Annotated in this window: 16 protein-coding genes and 1 other RNA gene; 13 read left to right on the plus strand and 4 right to left on the minus strand. The window is 65.6% G+C overall.

Annotated elements, in window-relative coordinates:
* Positions 1–5 precede the first annotated feature (5 nt).
* Both ACVJ5M_RS12215 and ACVJ5M_RS12220 read left to right on the plus strand, forming a co-directional pair.
* Positions 6–1,412 (plus strand): MATE family efflux transporter, encoded by a 1,407-nt coding sequence (locus ACVJ5M_RS12215; RefSeq protein ID WP_063981527.1) that lies wholly within the window; start codon positions 6–8, stop codon positions 1,410–1,412.
* 90 nt (positions 1,413–1,502) lie between these two features.
* Positions 1,503–2,783 carry an O-antigen ligase family protein gene (locus ACVJ5M_RS12220; RefSeq protein ID WP_063981528.1) on the plus strand — a complete coding sequence of 427 codons (1,281 nt, stop codon included), beginning with the start codon at positions 1,503–1,505 and terminating at the stop codon, positions 2,781–2,783.
* On the opposite strand, the gene ACVJ5M_RS12225 is transcribed toward ACVJ5M_RS12220, so the two are convergent.
* On the minus strand, positions 2,780–3,523 hold the full coding sequence (locus ACVJ5M_RS12225; protein ID WP_063981529.1) for a sulfite exporter TauE/SafE family protein: 744 nt from the start codon (positions 3,521–3,523) through the stop codon (positions 2,780–2,782). The genes ACVJ5M_RS12220 and ACVJ5M_RS12225 overlap by 4 nt on opposite strands.
* A 231-nt stretch (positions 3,524–3,754) precedes the next feature.
* On the opposite strand from ACVJ5M_RS12225, the gene ACVJ5M_RS12230 reads away from it, so the two are divergent.
* Positions 3,755–4,015 (plus strand): hypothetical protein, encoded by a 261-nt coding sequence (locus ACVJ5M_RS12230; RefSeq protein WP_063981530.1) that lies wholly within the window; start codon positions 3,755–3,757, stop codon positions 4,013–4,015.
* A gap of 7 nt (positions 4,016–4,022) precedes the next feature.
* On the opposite strand, the gene ACVJ5M_RS12235 is transcribed toward ACVJ5M_RS12230, so the two are convergent.
* Positions 4,023–5,393 carry an aminotransferase-like domain-containing protein gene (locus tag ACVJ5M_RS12235; protein ID WP_354099549.1) on the minus strand — a complete coding sequence of 457 codons (1,371 nt, stop codon included), beginning with the start codon at positions 5,391–5,393 and terminating at the stop codon, positions 4,023–4,025.
* 49 nt (positions 5,394–5,442) lie between these two features.
* Here ACVJ5M_RS12235 and ACVJ5M_RS12240 point away from each other — a divergent pair, with 49 nt between their 5' ends.
* Both ACVJ5M_RS12240 and ACVJ5M_RS12245 read left to right on the plus strand, forming a co-directional pair.
* The gene (locus tag ACVJ5M_RS12240; RefSeq protein ID WP_080584009.1) at positions 5,443–5,901 is read left to right on the plus strand and encodes a DUF983 domain-containing protein; all 459 of its coding nucleotides are present in this window, start codon (positions 5,443–5,445) and stop codon (positions 5,899–5,901) included.
* Positions 5,902–5,973: 72 nt separating this feature from the next.
* Positions 5,974–6,687: an alpha/beta fold hydrolase gene (locus tag ACVJ5M_RS12245; RefSeq protein ID WP_063986140.1), complete on the plus strand. Its 714-nt coding sequence runs from the start codon at positions 5,974–5,976 to the stop codon at positions 6,685–6,687.
* Positions 6,688–6,791: 104 nt separating this feature from the next.
* Here the strand turns inward: ACVJ5M_RS12245 and rnpB are convergent.
* Positions 6,792–7,271, minus strand: an RNA gene (rnpB, locus tag ACVJ5M_RS12250) — RNase P RNA component class A.
* A gap of 149 nt (positions 7,272–7,420) precedes the next feature.
* On the opposite strand from rnpB, the gene ACVJ5M_RS12255 reads away from it, so the two are divergent.
* From ACVJ5M_RS12255 to ACVJ5M_RS12265, 3 genes are all read left to right on the plus strand, one after another.
* Positions 7,421–7,771 (plus strand): YciI family protein, encoded by a 351-nt coding sequence (locus ACVJ5M_RS12255; RefSeq protein ID WP_063981532.1) that lies wholly within the window; start codon positions 7,421–7,423, stop codon positions 7,769–7,771.
* 100 nt (positions 7,772–7,871) lie between these two features.
* Positions 7,872–8,222 carry a YciI family protein gene (locus ACVJ5M_RS12260; RefSeq protein WP_063981533.1) on the plus strand — a complete coding sequence of 117 codons (351 nt, stop codon included), beginning with the start codon at positions 7,872–7,874 and terminating at the stop codon, positions 8,220–8,222.
* Positions 8,219–9,454: an RNA polymerase sigma factor gene (locus ACVJ5M_RS12265; RefSeq protein WP_371497445.1), complete on the plus strand. Its 1,236-nt coding sequence runs from the start codon at positions 8,219–8,221 to the stop codon at positions 9,452–9,454. Before ACVJ5M_RS12260 ends, ACVJ5M_RS12265 begins: the two co-directional genes overlap by 4 nt.
* A 106-nt stretch (positions 9,455–9,560) precedes the next feature.
* Here the strand turns inward: ACVJ5M_RS12265 and ACVJ5M_RS12270 are convergent, their stop codons facing one another.
* A complete protein-coding gene (locus ACVJ5M_RS12270) occupies positions 9,561–10,424 on the minus strand; it encodes an N-acetylmuramoyl-L-alanine amidase (protein ID WP_175618141.1) in 864 nt (287 codons plus the stop codon).
* A 430-nt stretch (positions 10,425–10,854) separates the two neighbouring features.
* On the opposite strand from ACVJ5M_RS12270, the gene rsmH reads away from it, so the two are divergent.
* The 5 genes from rsmH (at position 10,855) to ACVJ5M_RS12295 (ending at position 16,924) form a co-directional block, all read left to right on the plus strand.
* The gene (rsmH, locus tag ACVJ5M_RS12275) at positions 10,855–11,844 is read left to right on the plus strand and encodes a 16S rRNA (cytosine(1402)-N(4))-methyltransferase RsmH (RefSeq protein ID WP_063986143.1); all 990 of its coding nucleotides are present in this window, start codon (positions 10,855–10,857) and stop codon (positions 11,842–11,844) included.
* Positions 11,845–11,847: 3 nt separating this feature from the next.
* Positions 11,848–12,240: a cell division protein FtsL gene (gene ftsL, locus ACVJ5M_RS12280; protein ID WP_354099550.1), complete on the plus strand. Its 393-nt coding sequence runs from the start codon at positions 11,848–11,850 to the stop codon at positions 12,238–12,240.
* Positions 12,237–13,991 carry a peptidoglycan D,D-transpeptidase FtsI family protein gene (locus ACVJ5M_RS12285; RefSeq protein ID WP_071910386.1) on the plus strand — a complete coding sequence of 585 codons (1,755 nt, stop codon included), beginning with the start codon at positions 12,237–12,239 and terminating at the stop codon, positions 13,989–13,991. The genes ftsL and ACVJ5M_RS12285 overlap by 4 nt, the downstream gene beginning before the upstream one ends.
* 84 nt (positions 13,992–14,075) lie before the next feature.
* Entirely contained in the window at positions 14,076–15,548 is a 1,473-nt protein-coding gene (locus ACVJ5M_RS12290; RefSeq protein ID WP_354099551.1) for a UDP-N-acetylmuramoyl-L-alanyl-D-glutamate--2,6-diaminopimelate ligase, read from the plus strand.
* A complete protein-coding gene (locus ACVJ5M_RS12295) occupies positions 15,545–16,924 on the plus strand; it encodes a UDP-N-acetylmuramoyl-tripeptide--D-alanyl-D-alanine ligase (RefSeq protein WP_063981536.1) in 1,380 nt (459 codons plus the stop codon). The genes ACVJ5M_RS12290 and ACVJ5M_RS12295 overlap by 4 nt, the downstream gene beginning before the upstream one ends.
* The last annotated feature ends 49 nt before the right edge of the window (positions 16,925–16,973 follow it).

A 16,973-nucleotide genomic window follows, 5' to 3' on the forward strand; every position in this document is an offset into this window, starting at 1 on the left:
ATGAGATGAAGGACCTGACGCGCGGCTCCATCGTGAGCCACATCCTGAGCATGGCGCCTCCGATCGTGGTCGGCATGATCACGATCATGATCTGTCAGCTCGTCGATCTGTATTTCGTCTCGGGTCTGGGCGAGGCGGCGATCGCCGGCGTCGCGGCGGCCGGCAATGCGGGCTTTCTGGTCAATGCGCTGATGCAGGTGCTCGGCGTCGGCACGGTTGCGCTGATGGCGCATGCCGTGGGGCGGAAGGACCGCGGCGACGCCAATCTGGTCTTCAACCAGTCGGTCGTCCTGTCGGTGCTGTTCGGGATCCTGACATTGGTCGCGGGCTTCGCGCTGTCGCGCCCCTACATGCGCGCGGTTGCAGCCGACGAAGCTACGGTCGAAGCCGGTACCGTCTATCTGCTCTGGTTCATGCCGGCGCTGGCGCTGCAATTCGCCACGCAAGTGATGGCGTCCGCATTGCGGGCGACCGGCATCGTGCGGCCGAGCATGCTGGTGCAGGCGCTGGCCGTGGTCATCAACATCGCGCTGGCGCCGGTGCTGATCACGGGCTGGGGCACCGGACATGCGCTCGGTGTGGCCGGTGCCGGCCTTGCCAGCTCGATCGCCGTCTTCGTCGGCGTGCTGATGCTGCTCGGCTATTTCCTCAAGCTGGAGCGCTACGTCGCGTTTCACCCCGAGCAATGGCGGCCGCAGCTGCGGCAGTGGAAGAGAATCCTCAATGTCGGCCTGCCCGCCGGCGGGGAATTTGCGATGATCTTCATCATCATGGCCGTGGGCTATTACGTGCTGAGCATTTTTGGCCCGGCGGCGCAGGCGGGGTTTGGCATCGGGACGCGTCTCCTCGGGCTGATCCAGATGCCGGCGCTCGCCATCGCCCTCGCAGCAGGGCCCATCGCCGGCCAGAATTTCGGCGCCGGCAATGGAGCACGTGTGCGGGAGACCTTTGTCAAGGCGTCGCTTATCGCGACCGCCGTGATGATTGTCTTCATGATCCTCGCGCAGTTCGCACCCGGTCTGTTGCTTGCCGGCTTCTCGAGGGATCAGGAGACGATGGGGGTTGCGTCGCTGTTCCTGCGCCTCGTCTCGCTCAACATGGTGGCGCAGGGGCTGATCTTTACCTGCTCCAGCATGTTTCAGGGGCTTGGCAACACCAAGCCGGTGTTGTGGACCTCGGCGACGCGGGTTCTCACCTATTCCGTGCCGTCGATCTGGCTCTCGACGTGGCCGGGCTTCCGGATGGAGCATGTCTGGTATTTGTCGATCGCGACGACCACGCTACAGGCCGCCCTGAGCGTGTGGCTGTTGCTCCGGGAGTTCAGAAAGCGTCTTGCGCTGCCGGCACAGGAGAAGACCGCGAAGCCGGCAAATCCCGAGCCGGTTGTGCCTCCCATGCGCGAGCCCGCGTAGCAGATCGAACGGACGCGCGCTTGTCGCCCACCCACGGCTCCGGCTAGTTTGCCGCGCCGTGGGTGGGCCGCGAATCTGCAAGGGACTGCAATGACCGAGGTGTTGAACGAGCAAGGACGAGCGTCCTGGCTCTCCGCGATCTGGGCGGCGCGCTACCGCACACCGGCCCGCTTCGTTGCGCTGGTCGCGTTGCTGCTGCCCTGGAGCACCACCGGCGTGACTTTTGCGCTCGTGCCGTGGCTGATCGCCTTTGCTTTCATCGACCTTCGCGAGCTCCCGCGCTCGCTGCTGCGCCCGATTTGCCTGCTGCCGATCGCGCTGTTCGTGCTGGCACTCGTCGGCACGCTCTGGTCGGTTGCGCCCTGGGCCGAGCGGCTGCACGCGCTCGGGCCGCCGGCAAAACTGCTGGTGATCCCGCTGCTGATCTACCAATTCGAGCGCTGGCCCTACGGCAAATGGGTTTTTGCGGCGTTCCTGGTCTCCTGCACGCTGCTCATGCTGTACTCCTTCACTGTTGCGATCGATCCCAGGCTCTCGCTCAAGCTCTATCTGTCGCGCGGGCCCTACCAGGTCGAGAGCGGGATTGCCGTGCGCAACTATATCGACCAGAGCCAGGAATTCGCGCTCTGTGCGATTGCGCTGGTGTACCCGATCGTGACGCTGGTCCAGCAGGGCCGCGTTCGGATCGCGGCGTTGTTCGCCGTATTGGCGCTCGGCTTCCTCGCCAACATGATGTTCGTCGTGGTCTCGCGCACGGCGCTGGTGACGCTGCCGGTCCTGCTCGTGGTGTTTGCACTGCTGCATCTGCGCTGGCGGGCGGCGCTCGTCGCCGGCGCTGCGACGGCGTTGATCGCCGTAGCGCTCTGGGCCGTCTCGCCGCATCTGCGCGCGACCGTCGGCAAGTTCCAGAGCGATTACGAAAGGAGCCTGGAGGCCGACAACAATTCGATCAGCGGCATGGGCTCGCGTCTCGAATACTGGCGGAAGTCCCTGAGGTTTATCGCCGACGCGCCGCTGATCGGCCACGGCACAGGCTCGATCCGCGGTCTGTTCGCCGGCGTGGCCGCCAATCCGCACGACGACCCGCTGCGCGGCGAGATCGTCAGCAACCCGCACAATCAGACCCTCAGTAATGCCGTGCAGTGGGGCGTCGTCGGCGTGCTGGTCCTCTACGCGCTGTGGATCGCGCACCTTCTGATGTTTCGCGGCGAGGGACTGGCCTGCTGGATCGGCATGTTGGTTGTGGTGCAGAACATGCTGTCCTCACTGCTCAACACGCATCTGTTCGATTTCACCTCGGGCTGGATCTACGTGCTCGGTGTCGGCGTCGCCGGCGGCATGGCGCTCGCCGCGAAGAGGATGCAGATCTAAAGCGCTGCAAGGCTGTTCCGGACGAGGGTGAGGCCCGACAGGAACAACAGGCCGAGCACGACATCGCCAAAATGCTTGTCGTTCAGTGCGTGATAGACGCGGGCGCCGGCCCAGGCGCCGATCAGCGTGCCCGGGAAGGCGACCAGCGCGAGCCAGACCACCTTGAATGCGACGAGGCCCGACGCCGTCTGCAACACCAGCGCGGTCGCGAGCACGGTGAAATTGAAGAGCTGGAAGATGCCGCGCCGCTCGTGCTTGTTCCAGCCGCGGATATTGGCCCAGAGGATCGGAAGCGGCCCGGACAATCCGGCGAGGCCGCCGAGAATGCCGCCGGCAAAGCCGATCGCGCCGTCGGCGATGCGGCCACCGAACGTCACGGCGAGGGGCCTCTTGTTGAGATAGAGAGCGGTCGAAAAGATCAGGATCAGCACGCCGACGCTCAGCTTGAACACTTTTGGATCGGCGGAGGCGATCAGCATGGTGCCGAGCGGCACGCCGATCAGCCCCCCGATCAGGAACGGCCAGACCAGCGACAGGTCGAAACTCTTCCACATCGACGGCAGCGTCGAGGTCTGCGCGATCACCGAGCAGATCAGCACCAGCGGCACCGCGAGCGAGGGCGGCAGGACGTAGAGCCAGATGCCGAGCGCCATCAGCGCGGTCCCGAAGCCGGCCAGTCCCGAGACGAAGCCGCCGGCCAGCGCGCCGAACAGCAGCAGCGCATAAGTGAGCGTTTCCAACAGATTGTCCTTGTCGCAATGGGCGATCCCGAACTGTTGATCGCCAACGCCCGCATAGCACGGCTGCGGCCGTGCAGGTCAATTCCAAAACCGCACGCAAGCGTGATCCTCAACCGCGGGCATTCGCCAAAGGCAGGCCTACATGATGACCATACTTCAATCCGGGGGCCTGCCCGACGCCATGATGCGCTCTCATTGGCCTTTCCCCGAACGAGATGATGGAGAACGACCATGACCCGCACGAAGATTGCCGTTGCAGCCGCGCTGCTGTCTGCGGCGGCCCTGATGCCGACGATGGCGCAGGCGCAGTTCTCCGAACCCGCGGCCTATCAGGCCGCCCATCCCGACCGCGATGTGCTGAACGGCGGCCAGCTCACGCCTGCGGCGCGCGCGGCTCGTGGCGAGACAGTGGCACCGAGCGAGGCCTATGCGGCTTATTCGTCAGGCGTGACGCCGGTCGTTCGCCCGCGCCACCGCCGTCACCACCAATAAGAAGAGTCTAGACGATCTGCCTGGTGTCGGCCGGCCTGTGCAGCGCGCCGACCAGGATGCGCAGCGCTTCCGTCAGTTCCGATCGATTGCGCGCGGCGCCGAGCGAGACGCGCGCGGCATGCGGCGGTGTTCCGTCCACAGTGAAGGCATCGCCGGCGACGACTGCAAGTCCGTTCCGCAACAGATGCGCGGCGACGTCGGGGCGGCCTTCCGGCAGCCGCAGCCAGAGATGGTGGGCGGCGGGCTTGGCCAGGAACTGAATGCCTTTCAGCGCGCGCTGCGCAAGCTGCTGGCGGCCGATCGCCTCGTTGCGGATGGCGGTGATGATGCGATCGGCGATGCCGGTCTCGATCCAATGCGTCACCAGCGCGACCATCAGCGGCGCCGGCATCTGCACGGTGGCCTGCAAGCCGGCACGCATGTCCCGCTGCGCGGCGTTGTCGGGTGTCACGAGATAGGCGACGCGTAGCGCCGGCGCGATGCATTTCGACAGCGTGGTCGCGAGATAGGTCCGCTCCGGAATGAGGTTTGCGATCGGCGATGCCGAACGGTCGAGCAGCCCGTAGGCATCGTCCTCGATCAGCGTCATATCGGAATCGCTGATGATCTTTGCGATGGCGTTGCGCCGTTCGGTGGACAGCGTCGCGGTGGTTGGATTGTGCAGCGTCGGAATGAGATAGACGGCCTTCGGCCTGTGCGCGCGACAGGCCTTCGCCAGCGCATCGGGCAAGATGCCGCCATCATCCATGGCGATACCGACGAGCTTGACGCCGAGCCGCACCGCGGCGGCCTTGATGCCGGGGAAGGTGAGCGCTTCCGTCAGCACGACGTCGCCGGGCCGCGCGAGCTGAGCGAGCAGGTTGAACAGGATCGTCTGCGTACCGGGAAAGATCACGAGCCTGTCGGCGTGCGCGTGCGGAACCCGTGCACGCATCCAGCGGGCCGCGACCTCGCGCTCATGCGCGCTGCCGCCGGGCGGCTGATAGTTGAGATGCGCCGTCAGGCCTGATTGTGCGCGGATGGCTTCCATCCCGGCAATGATCCGCTCGTCGAGTTGCGCTTCGAGCGGATGCGGCGGCACGTTCATCGAGAGGTCGATCGCGACCGGATGCGGCAGGTCGACCGCGCGGCGCGCGCTGGTCTCGGATACGAATGAGCCTTGTCCGACACGGGCTTCCATGATGCCGCGGCGCCGCGCCTCGGTGTAGGCACGCGTCACCGTGGTGAGGTCGATGCCGAGGGCCTTGGCCAGCGCGCGCTGCGTCGGCAGCTGCTGGCCGCGCACCAGCCGGCCCGCGGCGATGTCGGCCTCCATGGCCTCGACGATGCGCTGGTAGCGCGGCCCGCTCAGCTCCGAGATTGTAGGGGTCCAATCCATGCAATTTAGGCCCATATCCTTTGAATGTATGGATACAAGATATTATTGTATGGATCAGCGAAAAGGAAGAGGTGCTGTCATGGCAACCGGTTCAGTCTCTCTCACGAAGGCGATGTGGCGCGGCTTCTTGGGCAAGTGCCCGAACTGCGGCGAAGGACACATGTTCGGCCGTTTCCTGAAAGTCGCGGACAGCTGCGACCATTGTGGCGAGGAGCTGTTTCACCAGCGCGCCGATGACTTCCCGGCTTATCTGGTGATGGTCGTTGTTGGTCACCTCGTCGTGCCGGCGATCCTCGCGGTTGAGACGGCCTACGCGCCGGCGGTCTGGCTGCAACTGGCCGTGTGGTTGCCGGTGACGCTGTTCGCTTCGCTCGCGCTGCTGCAGCCGACCAAGGGCGCCATCGTCGGCCTGCAATGGCAGATCGGCATGCATGGTTTTGAGGCGGGCAAGCTGCGGCGCGAGGCCGTCGCGCCCGTCCTCGTGAAGGCGAACACCCGCGCGGCCTGAGAGGCCGCAGCGTTTACATCGCGCGCGCGGCCGCTACACTCCATCGTAGAAACAAGAACGATGGAAACGCCGATGGCCGCACGCGCGAAGACTTTTCTGCTCTGTCATGGCGCATGGTCCGGCGGATGGGCCTGGAAGAAGATGCATCCGCTGATGGCGCAGGCCGGCCACCGCCTGGTGGCGCCGACCTACACCGGGCTCGGCGAACGCGCGCATCTCGCGAGTCCCGCGATCGATCTGGATACGCATATCCAGGACATCCTCAACGTCATCAAGTTCGAGGACCTCGACGACATCGTGCTGCTCGGCCACAGCTATGGCGGCATGGTCGCGACCGGTGTTGCCGACCGCGCGCGCGAGCGCGTGGCGCAGCTGATCTATCTCGACGCCTTCGTGCCGCGTGACGGCCAGTCGCTGTTCGATCTCAACGAGGGCGGGCGCGAGCCGATGCGCAAGGCGGCTGCCGCAGGCGACGGCTACCGCATCCCGCCGAATCCGCCGCCGCCCGATACGCCGCAGGCCGATCTCGACTGGCTCAATGCGCGCCGCATCAACATGCCGATCAAATGTTTCGAGACCAGGCTCAAGCTCGAACACGGCGAGCCGGCGATCCCGCGCAGCTACATCTATTGCAAGCGCATTCCGCCGGGCGATGTGTTCGGGCAGTTCGCGAAGCGCACGAAGAACGAGGAGGGCTGGCGCTATTTCGAACTCGATGCCAGTCATGCGCCGAACGTGACAGCGCCCGAGGCTTTGATGGCGGTGTTGGAGAAGATTGTGGCCTAGTTCACCCTCGTCATTCCGGGCTCTCGCTTCGTCGCGCCTCGGAATGACAACGGTGAAAAATGGTGAGGGGTCCGATGCGGTCAGCATCGAACCCCTCGTTGCAAGATATCAGCCGGCCTGTAAGCCGGGTTCTGTAAGGCACCGTCCGCTTGCGCGAACGATACGTGACGGCCATTCCTCTGGGACCATGTTTGCACATGGCCTCGAGCAACCTACCCGGACGGCGGGCCTGACATCGCCCCGCGGCGTTATCGCTTGCGCGAACAGCCCGCTACGCCGTCCCTATTCGGTTTTGCTCCCGGTGGGGTTTACCATGCCGGCTCCGTTGCCGGAGCCGCGGTGCGCTCTTACCGCACCTTTTCACCCTTACCTGCCTACGCAGCTTGCGCTGCTACGGCACGGCAGGCCCGAGGGCTTGCCGCGCCAGAGCCCCGAAGGGGCGTCGGCGGGCGGTTCGTTCTCTGTGGCACTTTCCCTGGGGTTGCCCCCGCCGGACGTTATCCGGCACCGTATGTCAAGGGAGCCCGGACTTTCCTCCCCGGCGGCCTTTCGGCACCTGCCGGAGCGGCCGTCCGGCCGACTGACCGGCTACGCATGGGGCATTTGTGACGGTTCCGTCAAGCAGAGATCGCCGCGCAAGCCGGCTGCGAATAATTTATCCTGAACATGTCGTTGGGCGTGGGCCCAGTTCGACTGGATGCCGGCAATCCAGCCGAGCAACAGGAGTTAAGCGATGCAGTATTTGCTGCTGATCTACCGGAACGAAGCTCAACAGAGCAAGATGGACCCCGCAGATTACCAGAAGCTGTTGGCGGAGTATTCCGCCTACACCCAGTCCATCGTCCAGAGCGGCAACTTCAAGGCCGGCGACGGGCTCCAGCCGACCTCGACTGCGACCACCGTTCGCGTTCGCGACGGCAAGGTACTCGCGACCGATGGTCCGTTCGCCGAGACCCGCGAGCAACTCGGCGGCTATTATCTCGTCGAGGCGAGAGACCTCGACGCAGCGATCGCGATGGCCGCGCGGATTCCCGGAGCCAGGGACGGCTCGATCGAAGTCAGGCCCGTGATGATCTACAAATGATCTCGTCCCCTGATATCGAATAATTATCCCGAGGATGTCGTTTGATGTTGGCCCCGTTCGACTGGATGTCGGCAATCAGGCCGAACAACAGGAGTAAGCCATGCAGTACCTACTGCTGATCTACCGGAACGAAGCGAAAATGATCAACATGTCCCCCGCGGACCGTCAGGCGCTGTCGGCGGAGTACGGCACTTACACGCAGTCCATCGTCCAGAGCGGCCATTTCAAGGCCGGCGACGGGCTTCAGCCGACCACGACGGCGACCACCGTGCGCGTGCGCGAGGGCAAGACCCTGACGACCGACGGTCCCTTCGCGGAGACTCGCGAGCAGCTCGCCGGCTACTATCTGGTCGAGGCCAAGGATCTGGACACCGCCGTCGGACTGGCTGCTCGGATTCCCGAGGCCAAAGAGGGATCCATCGAAGTCAGGCCGGTCATGATCTACAAGTGATCTGTCCTGCCGACATCGCTCGGATTTTTCGCGACGAGGCGGGGCGGGTGCTTGCCACGCTGATCCGCCTCGTCGGCGATTTCGATCTCGCCGAGGACGCGCTCCAGGATGCCTTCGCGGTCGCGCTGGAGCGCTGGTCGGCGGGCGAGGTGCCCGATAATCCGCGCGCCTGGCTGGTCAATGTCGGTCGCAACAAGGCGATCGATCGCATCCGGCGGCAGGCCGTGTTCCGCGGCAAGCAGCGGGCGCTCGTGCATGAGCTCGAGTTCAACGCGCAGGCGCCCGACGAGCCGACAGCAACGCTCGATGACGATATGCTGCGGCTGATCTTCACGTGCTGCCATCCAGCCTTCGCCATCGAGGTCCAGGTCGCGCTGACGCTGCGCACCGTCTGCGGGCTGTCCATGGCGCAGGTCGCGCGCGCCTTTCTCGTCGGCGAGGATGCGATGGCGCAGCGCCTCGTCCGCGCCAAGCAGAAGATCAGGCTCGCCGGCATTCCTTATGAAGTGCCCGAGCACGCCGCGCTTGCGCCGCGGCTCAACGGCGTGCTCGCCGTGATCTATCTCGTCTTCACCGAAGGCTATGTTGCGACCTCGGGCGCGGATTTGATGCGGCCCGATCTCGCGGTCGAAGCGATCAGGCTCGGCCGGTTGCTCGACCGGCTGATGCCGGATCGCGCCGGGATCAAAGGCCTGCTCGCCTTGATGTTACTGCACGATGCGCGCCGTGCCGGGCGCGAGACCACAGCCGGCGACGTCGTTCTGCTGGAAGAGCAGGATCGTTCGCTCTGGAATTGTGTGCAGATCGAGGAAGGTCTGCGTCTCGTGGACGACGCGCTCCGCGTGCCTGGCCGCCCGCAGCCCTATGCTGTGCAGGCCGCGATCGCCGCGCTGCATGCCCGTGCGCCGAGCTACGAGCAGACCGACTGGCCGCAGATCGCTGGCCTCTACGAAGTGCTCTTGCGCATCAATCCGTCGCCGGTGATCGAGCTTAACCACGCCGCCGCAGTCTCGATGGTCGACGGCCCGGCGCGCGCGCTCGATCTCGTCGATGCGACCGCCGCGCGCGGCGGGCTTCGTGGCTACGAGCTGTTGCCCGCGGTGCGCGCGGATCTGTTGCGACGGCTTGGGCGCAAGGACGAAGCGCGCGAGGCGTATGTCGCCGCGACGGCGGCGACGCAGCTGGAGCCGCTACGGCGGCTGTATGCGCGACGGATGCGGGAGATGGAGTAGTCGCCACACATTCCGTCATTGCGAGGAGCGAAGCGACGAAGCAATCCAGACTGTTTCCACGGAGGCAGTCTGGATTGCTTCGCTGCGCTCGCAATGACGAACGCCATTACTTCGCCGCGACTGCCGTCGCATCCGCCGGCAGGCTCGCGAGCAACGCCTGCAATGTCGACAGCGTCGAGTGATCCGCGACACCATCGAGCCGCGCGGGGCGGAAATGGCGCTGGAAGGCGGTGACGACTTCCATCGTCGCGGCGTCGTATTTGCCGGTCAGCGGCACGCCGTAGCCGTATCGGGCGAGCGCCTGCTGCAGGCTCAGCACCTCGTCGCTGATGGTGCCGAGCATCAGGCTCTCGCCGCGCACGACCGGCGCGGGCGTCACCCAGTGTCCGACGCCGGAATTGGCCAGCGAATGCCACGGAAATTTCTCGCCGGGATCCTTCTTGCGCGCCGGCGCGACGTCGGAATGGCCGAGCACCCGGTGCGCGGCGACGTTGCGGCGAAGCATGATGCCGCGGCACAACGTGATCACGGCGGCGATCTGGCGCGACGGATATTCCGGATAGCCCCAGTCATGGCCGCGATTGATGATCTCGATGCCGATCGAGCAGGAGTTGATGTCGTCCTCGCCGGCCCAGGACGAGACGCCCGCGTGCCATGCGCGCTTGGCCTCGGGCACGCATTGCACGATGCGGCCGTCCTCCAGCACGACGTAATGCGCCGACACTTCGGTGCCCGCCGTGCACAGCCGCGCCAACGCGCCCTCGACGTCGGGCATGCCGGTGTAGTGCAGCAGGATCATATCCGGCTGCCGTCCCTTGTTGCGGTCGCCATGGTTCGGCGAAGGGATGATGTCGGAGACGATCGAGGAATCCGGCTCGAACGTCCGCGTGTTCGCCGCGGCCTTGGGAACCGGGAGAACGCGTTGACGTTTCGAATCAGATCCAGACGGCGTGGAAGGACCGGACGACATAGACAGCTCAAGTCGGACAGAGAGTGGGCCAAGCCCTTCTCTTTACTATTCCTTTACCCTCCGCCGCGCGCAATCGCGCGGCGCGGTTAATGGATGCATTTTGGCGCATGTGTGTGGATGGAGCATCACCGATGCGTCACCTTTTCGACTTGTAACAAGCCGATCAACGCTTTCTTAACGCTAAGGGCCGTTACTGAGGATTGAAGAGCCGACCCGCGTCCGGAGGCGGCCAAAGCGTATTTTGGCTCGAAATCCCATGGCTGCCCGACAAATTCCACTGGGAACACTGGGTTTGCGGCCCGGGATGATCGGGCTCGGTAACCATGCTGGACGAGGGTTGGGTCGTGGAACCGCCGCGACGCGGAATTATTCGAGGCGTAATGGACTCGCTCGTCCCAGATCTCGCATGGACGCTCTGCGGGTGTGGCGCATGAGCTCGGTTCCGCACATCCCCGTTCTTGGCCGTGAGGCGGTCGATCATCTCGCGCCGCGCGCGGGCGGGATCTATATCGACGCCACCTTCGGCGCCGGCGGCTACAGCCGCGCCATTCTCGACGTGCCGGGAACCCGGCTGATTGCGATCGATCGCGACCGCACGGCGATCGCCGGCGGGGCCGAGCTGGTCGAACGCTCCGCGGGCCGGCTGACGCTGGTCGAGGACCGCTTCTCCAATCTCGCCGAGGTCTGTGCGGCGCAAGGCGTCGATGCCGTCGACGGCGTCGTGATGGATGTCGGGGTCTCCTCGATGCAGCTCGACCAGGCCGGCCGCGGCTTCTCCTTCCGTCTCGACGGTCCGCTCGACATGCGGATGGGGCAGGCGGGGCCGACGGCGGCCGACATCGTCGCGCGCGCCTCGGAAAGCGATCTCGCCGACATCATCTATCTCTTTGGTGAGGAGCGGCAGTCGCGCCGTATCGCCCGCGCCATCGTCGCCGACCGGCAGGAGACGCCGTTCACGACAACGCGCGCGCTCGCCGATCTCGTCGGCCGGGTCGTGCGCTCGAAACCCGGCGATATTCATCCGGCGACGCGAACGTTCCAGGCCCTGCGCATCTTCGTCAACGAAGAGCTCGAGGAACTCCAGACCGCGCTCGCTGCGGCCGAGCGCGTGCTCAGGCCGGACGGCCGCCTCGTGGTGGTCTCGTTCCATTCGCTGGAAGACCGCATCGTCAAGAATTTCCTCTCCGAGCGTAGCAAGACAGGCGGCGGTTCGCGGCATCTGCCGGAAGTGGCGCAAACCGCGCCGAGCTTCCAGCTGCTGACGCGCCGGCCGGTGATCGCTGGCGAAGAGGAAGTCGCCCATAACCCACGCGCGCGTTCCGCAAAACTGCGTGCCGCCGAGCGCACGTCCGCGCCCGCGCACGACGACGGCGAGACCTCGTCCTGGCCAAAGCTCGCCGACGTGATGAGGGGTGGCTAGCGCATGCGCTTCATCCACCTCCTCGTCATCGGCGCGCTGATCTTCGCGGCGGCCTATGTCTACCGGATCAAGATGGACTCCACGGCGCGCACCGAAAAGGTGCTGCGGCTGCATGCGGAGATCCGCGAGCAGCGCGATGCGATCGCGGCGCTGCGCTCCGAATGGGCCAAGCTCGATGCGCCCTTGCGCCTGCAGGGCCTGTCCGACCGGCATCTGCCGCTCAAGCCGGTCAACGGCACGCAGTATGACTCGCTGAAGAACCTGCCGGAGCGTCGGCCGCGGATGTTCAGGCCGGGCGAGCCGGATCCGATCGGGGCCATGCTCAACACCATCGAAGCCGCGAGCGATCCGGATACGGTGACGGGCTCCGTGCCTCAGCCCGAGGACAAGCAATGAGCGCTGTGACCCCGGCCAAGCCAACTCAAAAGCCGCCCGAGCCCTGGCGGCAGCGGCTGATCCGCAGCCTGCTCTACGGGCGCAACGTTGACCGCGCCGCGAAGGCGCGCGCGCGCGTTGGCCTCGCGATGATCGCCTTTACCTCGGTCTACGTCCTGATCGGCGGCCGGCTCGTGATGTTCGCGATCGGTGCCGACGCCCACAGCGCGCGCCGTGCTGCCGCGCAAGAGGTGGTCGCGACCGCGCGGCCCGACATCGTCGACCGCAACGGCGCGATCCTCGCGACCGATGTCAAGGCGGCGAGCCTGTTCGGCGAGCCGCGCCGCATCATCGACAAGGACGAGGCGATCGAGCTTCTGACTGCGACCGTGCCTGACCTCGACGAGGCCGAGGTGCGCGAGCGCCTGTCGGCGCGAAAGGGTTTTGTCTGGCTCAAGCGCGAGATCACGCCGAAGCAGCAGCAGGACATCCACAAGCTCGGCATTCCCGGCATCGGCTTCCTGCGCGAGAACAAGCGCGTCTATCCGACCGGCAACGAGGTCGCCCACCTCATCGGTCTCGTCAACATCGACAACCAGGGCATCGCCGGCATGGAGAAGTGGCTCGACAATCAAGGGCTCGCCGATCTCCACCGCGCAGGCTTTGCCACCGACCGGCTGCAAAAGCCGATCGAGCTGTCGGTCGATCTGCGCGTCGAGCACGCGCTGCGCGACGAGCTCTTGAAGGCCAAGGAGAAGTACCACACCAAGGCCGCCTCCGGCATCGTCTCGAATGTCAAGACCGGCGAGATCGTGGCGATGGTCTCGCTGCCGGACTTCGACCCCAACAATCCGAAGGAAGCGCACGACCCCGACCGCATCAACCGCCTGACCACGGGCGTCTACGAGATGGGCTCGACCTTCAAGGCGTTCACGCTGGCGATGGCGCTCGATTCTGGAAAGATCAATTTGAACTCGTCGTGGGATGCACGCGGAAACCTGCACTACGGCAAGTTCACCATCCACGACAGTCATTCGCTCGGACGTTTCATCAACACCAAGGAAGTGTTTTATTACTCCTCCAACATCGGCGCTGCGCGGATCGCGCTCGGCCAGGGTGTCGAGGCGCACAAGGCGTTCCTTGCCAAGATGGGCCAGTTGACGCGGCTGCGCACCGAGCTGCCGGAGAGCGCAGCTCCGCTGGTGCCGCGCCGCTGGAGCGAGCTGAACACGGTCACCATCGCGTTCGGCCAGGGTCTGTCGGTGGCGCCGCTCCAGGCGGTGATGGGCATCAACGCGCTGATGAACGGTGGCTACCTGATTCCGCCGACCTTCATGAAGCGAAGCGAAGCTGAAGCGGCGGCGATGGCCAAGCGCGTGATCAAGCAAGAGACCAGCGACAAGATGCGGTATCTGATGCGGCTCAATGCGGAGGTCGGGTCGGCGAGACAGGCAGACGTCAAGGGCTATTATGTCGGCGGCAAGACCGGCACGTCCGAGAAAGTCATCAATGGCCGCTACGCCAAGAAGCGGGTGCTCAACTCCTTCACGGCGATCATGCCCTCCGACAATCCAAAATATCAGATCCTGATCATGCTGGACGAGCCGCAGGCGCTGCCCGAAACGCATGGTTTCATCACCTCGGGCTGGAACGCAGTGCCGACCGGCGGCAAGGTGATCGAGCGGATCGCGCCACTTCTGGGCATCGAGCCACGGTTTGACCTGCCGCCGTCCGACCGCCTTATTCTTGCAGCATCCAGGACAACCCAGTAATCAACGGGGGTGGGCCGTCGCCGCTGCTGAGTCGGGGCTTTTCCGAAGATCCGGCTTTCCGGACGGCATGTCGACTGGAAGACCATGAAGCTGCGCGACCTCCTAGGTCAGGACGTTCCAGGCAATGATGCCGCAATCGAGCCCGCTGTCGCGGCGCTCGATGTGACCGGCGTTGCGCTCGACAGCCGTGTGGTCAAGCCCGGCGATCTCTTCTTCGCCCTCGCGGGCAGCAAGACCGACGGCGCGCGCTTCGTCGATGCCGCGATTGCAGCAGGCGCGGTGGCGATCGTCGGCGACCATGCACCTGATGGCAGCAAGATGCCGTTCGTCACGGTGGCCAATCCGCGCCGCGCGCTGGCGCTGGCCGCGGCCAAATTCTTCCCCGCACAGCCGGCGACCATCGCGGCGGTGACCGGCACCAGCGGCAAGACCTCGGTCGCCGCGTTCACGCGCCAGATCTGGGAGCGGCTGGGGCATGCCTCCGCCAGCATCGGCACCATCGGTCTCGTCTCGCCCAAGCGCACCGTCTACGGTTCGCTGACGACGCCGGATCCGATCGCGCTGCACCGGCAGCTCGATGAGATCGCGCGCGAAGGCGTGACGCATCTCGCCTTCGAGGCGTCCTCGCACGGGCTCGACCAGTACCGCCTCGACGGCGTGCGTGTCTCCGCCGGCGGCTTCACCAATCTCTCGCGCGACCACATGGATTACCATCCAACCGTCGCGCATTATCTTGCAGCAAAACTCCGCCTGTTCCGCGAACTGGTCCCGGCGGATGGGGCGGCGGTGATCTCCGCCGATCATGATTGCTCGGCGGAGGCAATCAATGCTGCCAGGTCGCACGGCCTGCGCGTGATGGCGGTCGGCCGCAACGGCGACGGGGCAGGCGAGGGCATTCGTCTCGCCGGGGCCGAGGTCGAAGGTTTTTCGCAAGTCCTTGCCGTCGAACATCGCGGCAAGCGTTATGCGGTCCGGCTGCCGCTGGCCGGCGAATTCCAGATCGAGAACGCACTGGTGTCGGCCGGTCTGGCGATCGGTACCGGCAGCGATCCGGCCAACGTGTTTGCGAGCCTCGAACATCTCGAAGGCGCCAAGGGTCGGCTCGAGCGCGTCGGCGAGCGCAACGGTGCGACGATCTTCGTCGACTACGCCCACAAGCCCGACGCGTTGGAGAAGGCGTTGCAGGCTTTGCGGCCTTACGCAAAACGCCGGCTGGTCGTCGTGTTCGGCGCCGGCGGCGACCGCGATGCCGGCAAGCGCCCGATCATGGGCGAGATCGCGGCCGAAAACGCCGACCGCGTCATCATCACCGACGACAATCCGCGCAGCGAGAAGCCGGAAGCCATTCGCGCAGAAATCCTCGCGACTGCAAAAGGTGCCCGCGAAATCGGCGACCGTGCCGCGGCGATCCGCACCGCGATCGAGGAGTTGGAAGACGGCGACGCGCTGCTCGTCGCCGGCAAGGGCCACGAGACCGGGCAGATCGTCGGCGGCGAGGTGCTGCCCTTCAGTGATCACGAGGCGGTCGCCGCCGCATTAGCGTCGAGGGATGCATGAGCGCGCCAATATGGACGGTTGCCGAAGTGGCGCGTGCGCTGGGCGCTGCGGGATCATTTCCGGACACGCCGATCGAGTTCGTCACCCAGGACAGCCGCCTGGTGAAGCCGGGCTGCCTGTTCGTCGCGCTCAGCGGTACGCCGAGCGGCGGCTTCATCTCGGCCTTCGCCAGCGCGCGCGACGGCTGGGAGTTCGCCGACAAGGCGGAAGCTTCGGGCGCGGTCGCGATGATCGTGCCGCACGAGATCGCCAGCATCCGCATTCCCCAGATCGTCGTCAAGGACACGCTGATCGACGGTCTCTGGGGCCTCGCGCGCGCGGCACGCGCGCGTTTCAACGGACCGGTGATCGGGCTCACCGGCAGCGCGGGCAAGACCAGCACCAAGGAATTCCTCGCGGCCTACCCCGGCGCCTATGCCAGCCCATCGAGCTTCAACAATTTCTGGGGCGTGCCGCTGACGCTGTGCAACGCCAGGCCCGATGCCAGCCTCTGGGTCGTCGAGATGGGCATGAACCAGACCGGCGAGATCGCGCGGCTCAGCGAGCTGACGCGGCCGACCGTCGCGCTCGTCGTCAACGTTCAGCCGGTGCATCTGGAAAAGCTCGGCTCGCTCGAAGCCATCAGGCGCGAGAAGGTCTCGATCGCGCTCGGCCTGCCCGAGGATGGCGTGCTGGTGCTGCCTGCCGGGATCAAGGCGCCGGACTGGAAGGGCAAGGTGGTACGGTTCGGCGAGAAAGCCGAGGTGCACGAGGTCGCGCACGCGCCGCATGGCGAGAGCTGGCAGGTCGTGGCCGCGCTCGGCAAGAAGGAGATCGCCTTCAGCCTGACGCCGGGCGCACCGCACCGCGTGCAGAACGCGCTCGCTGCGCTCGCCTCGATCCGCGCCGCGAACCTCGATGCGGCGACGCTCGCGATCAAGCTCGACCGGGTCGGCATCATGACCGGCCGCGGCGTCGAGCAGGCGATCGGCGGCGTCACCGTGATCGACGACAGTTTCAACGGCAATCCGGCCAGCGTGGCTGCTGCACTGCAAAGCCTCCAGGCGCGCAACGTGACCGGCGGCCGTCGCATTGCGGTGCTCGGCGACATGCTGGAACTGGGCGATGACGCACCAAACTACCACACGGCCCTCGCCAAGCATCTCGACGGCATCGACGGCGTCTACTGCGTGGGTCCCTTGATGCGCCATCTGTACGACGTGTTGCCGGCGGGCAAGGGCCTTGGCTGGCACGACGACCCCGCCACGCTGAAGCCGGGTGAGGTCGCAAATCTGCTGAGGGCAGGCGATGTCGTGGTTGTCAAGGGCAGCAAGAAGATGTTCTGGGTCAACAAGTTTGTGCCGGGCCTAGTGGCCGCCTTGCAGGCAAAGGCGTAAACTGCTTGGAAGGCGCTGTTCCCGAATCCCACCTTTTGCGGCGCGAAGC

It is taken from the genome of Bradyrhizobium sp. S3.7.6 (assembly GCF_054061875.1).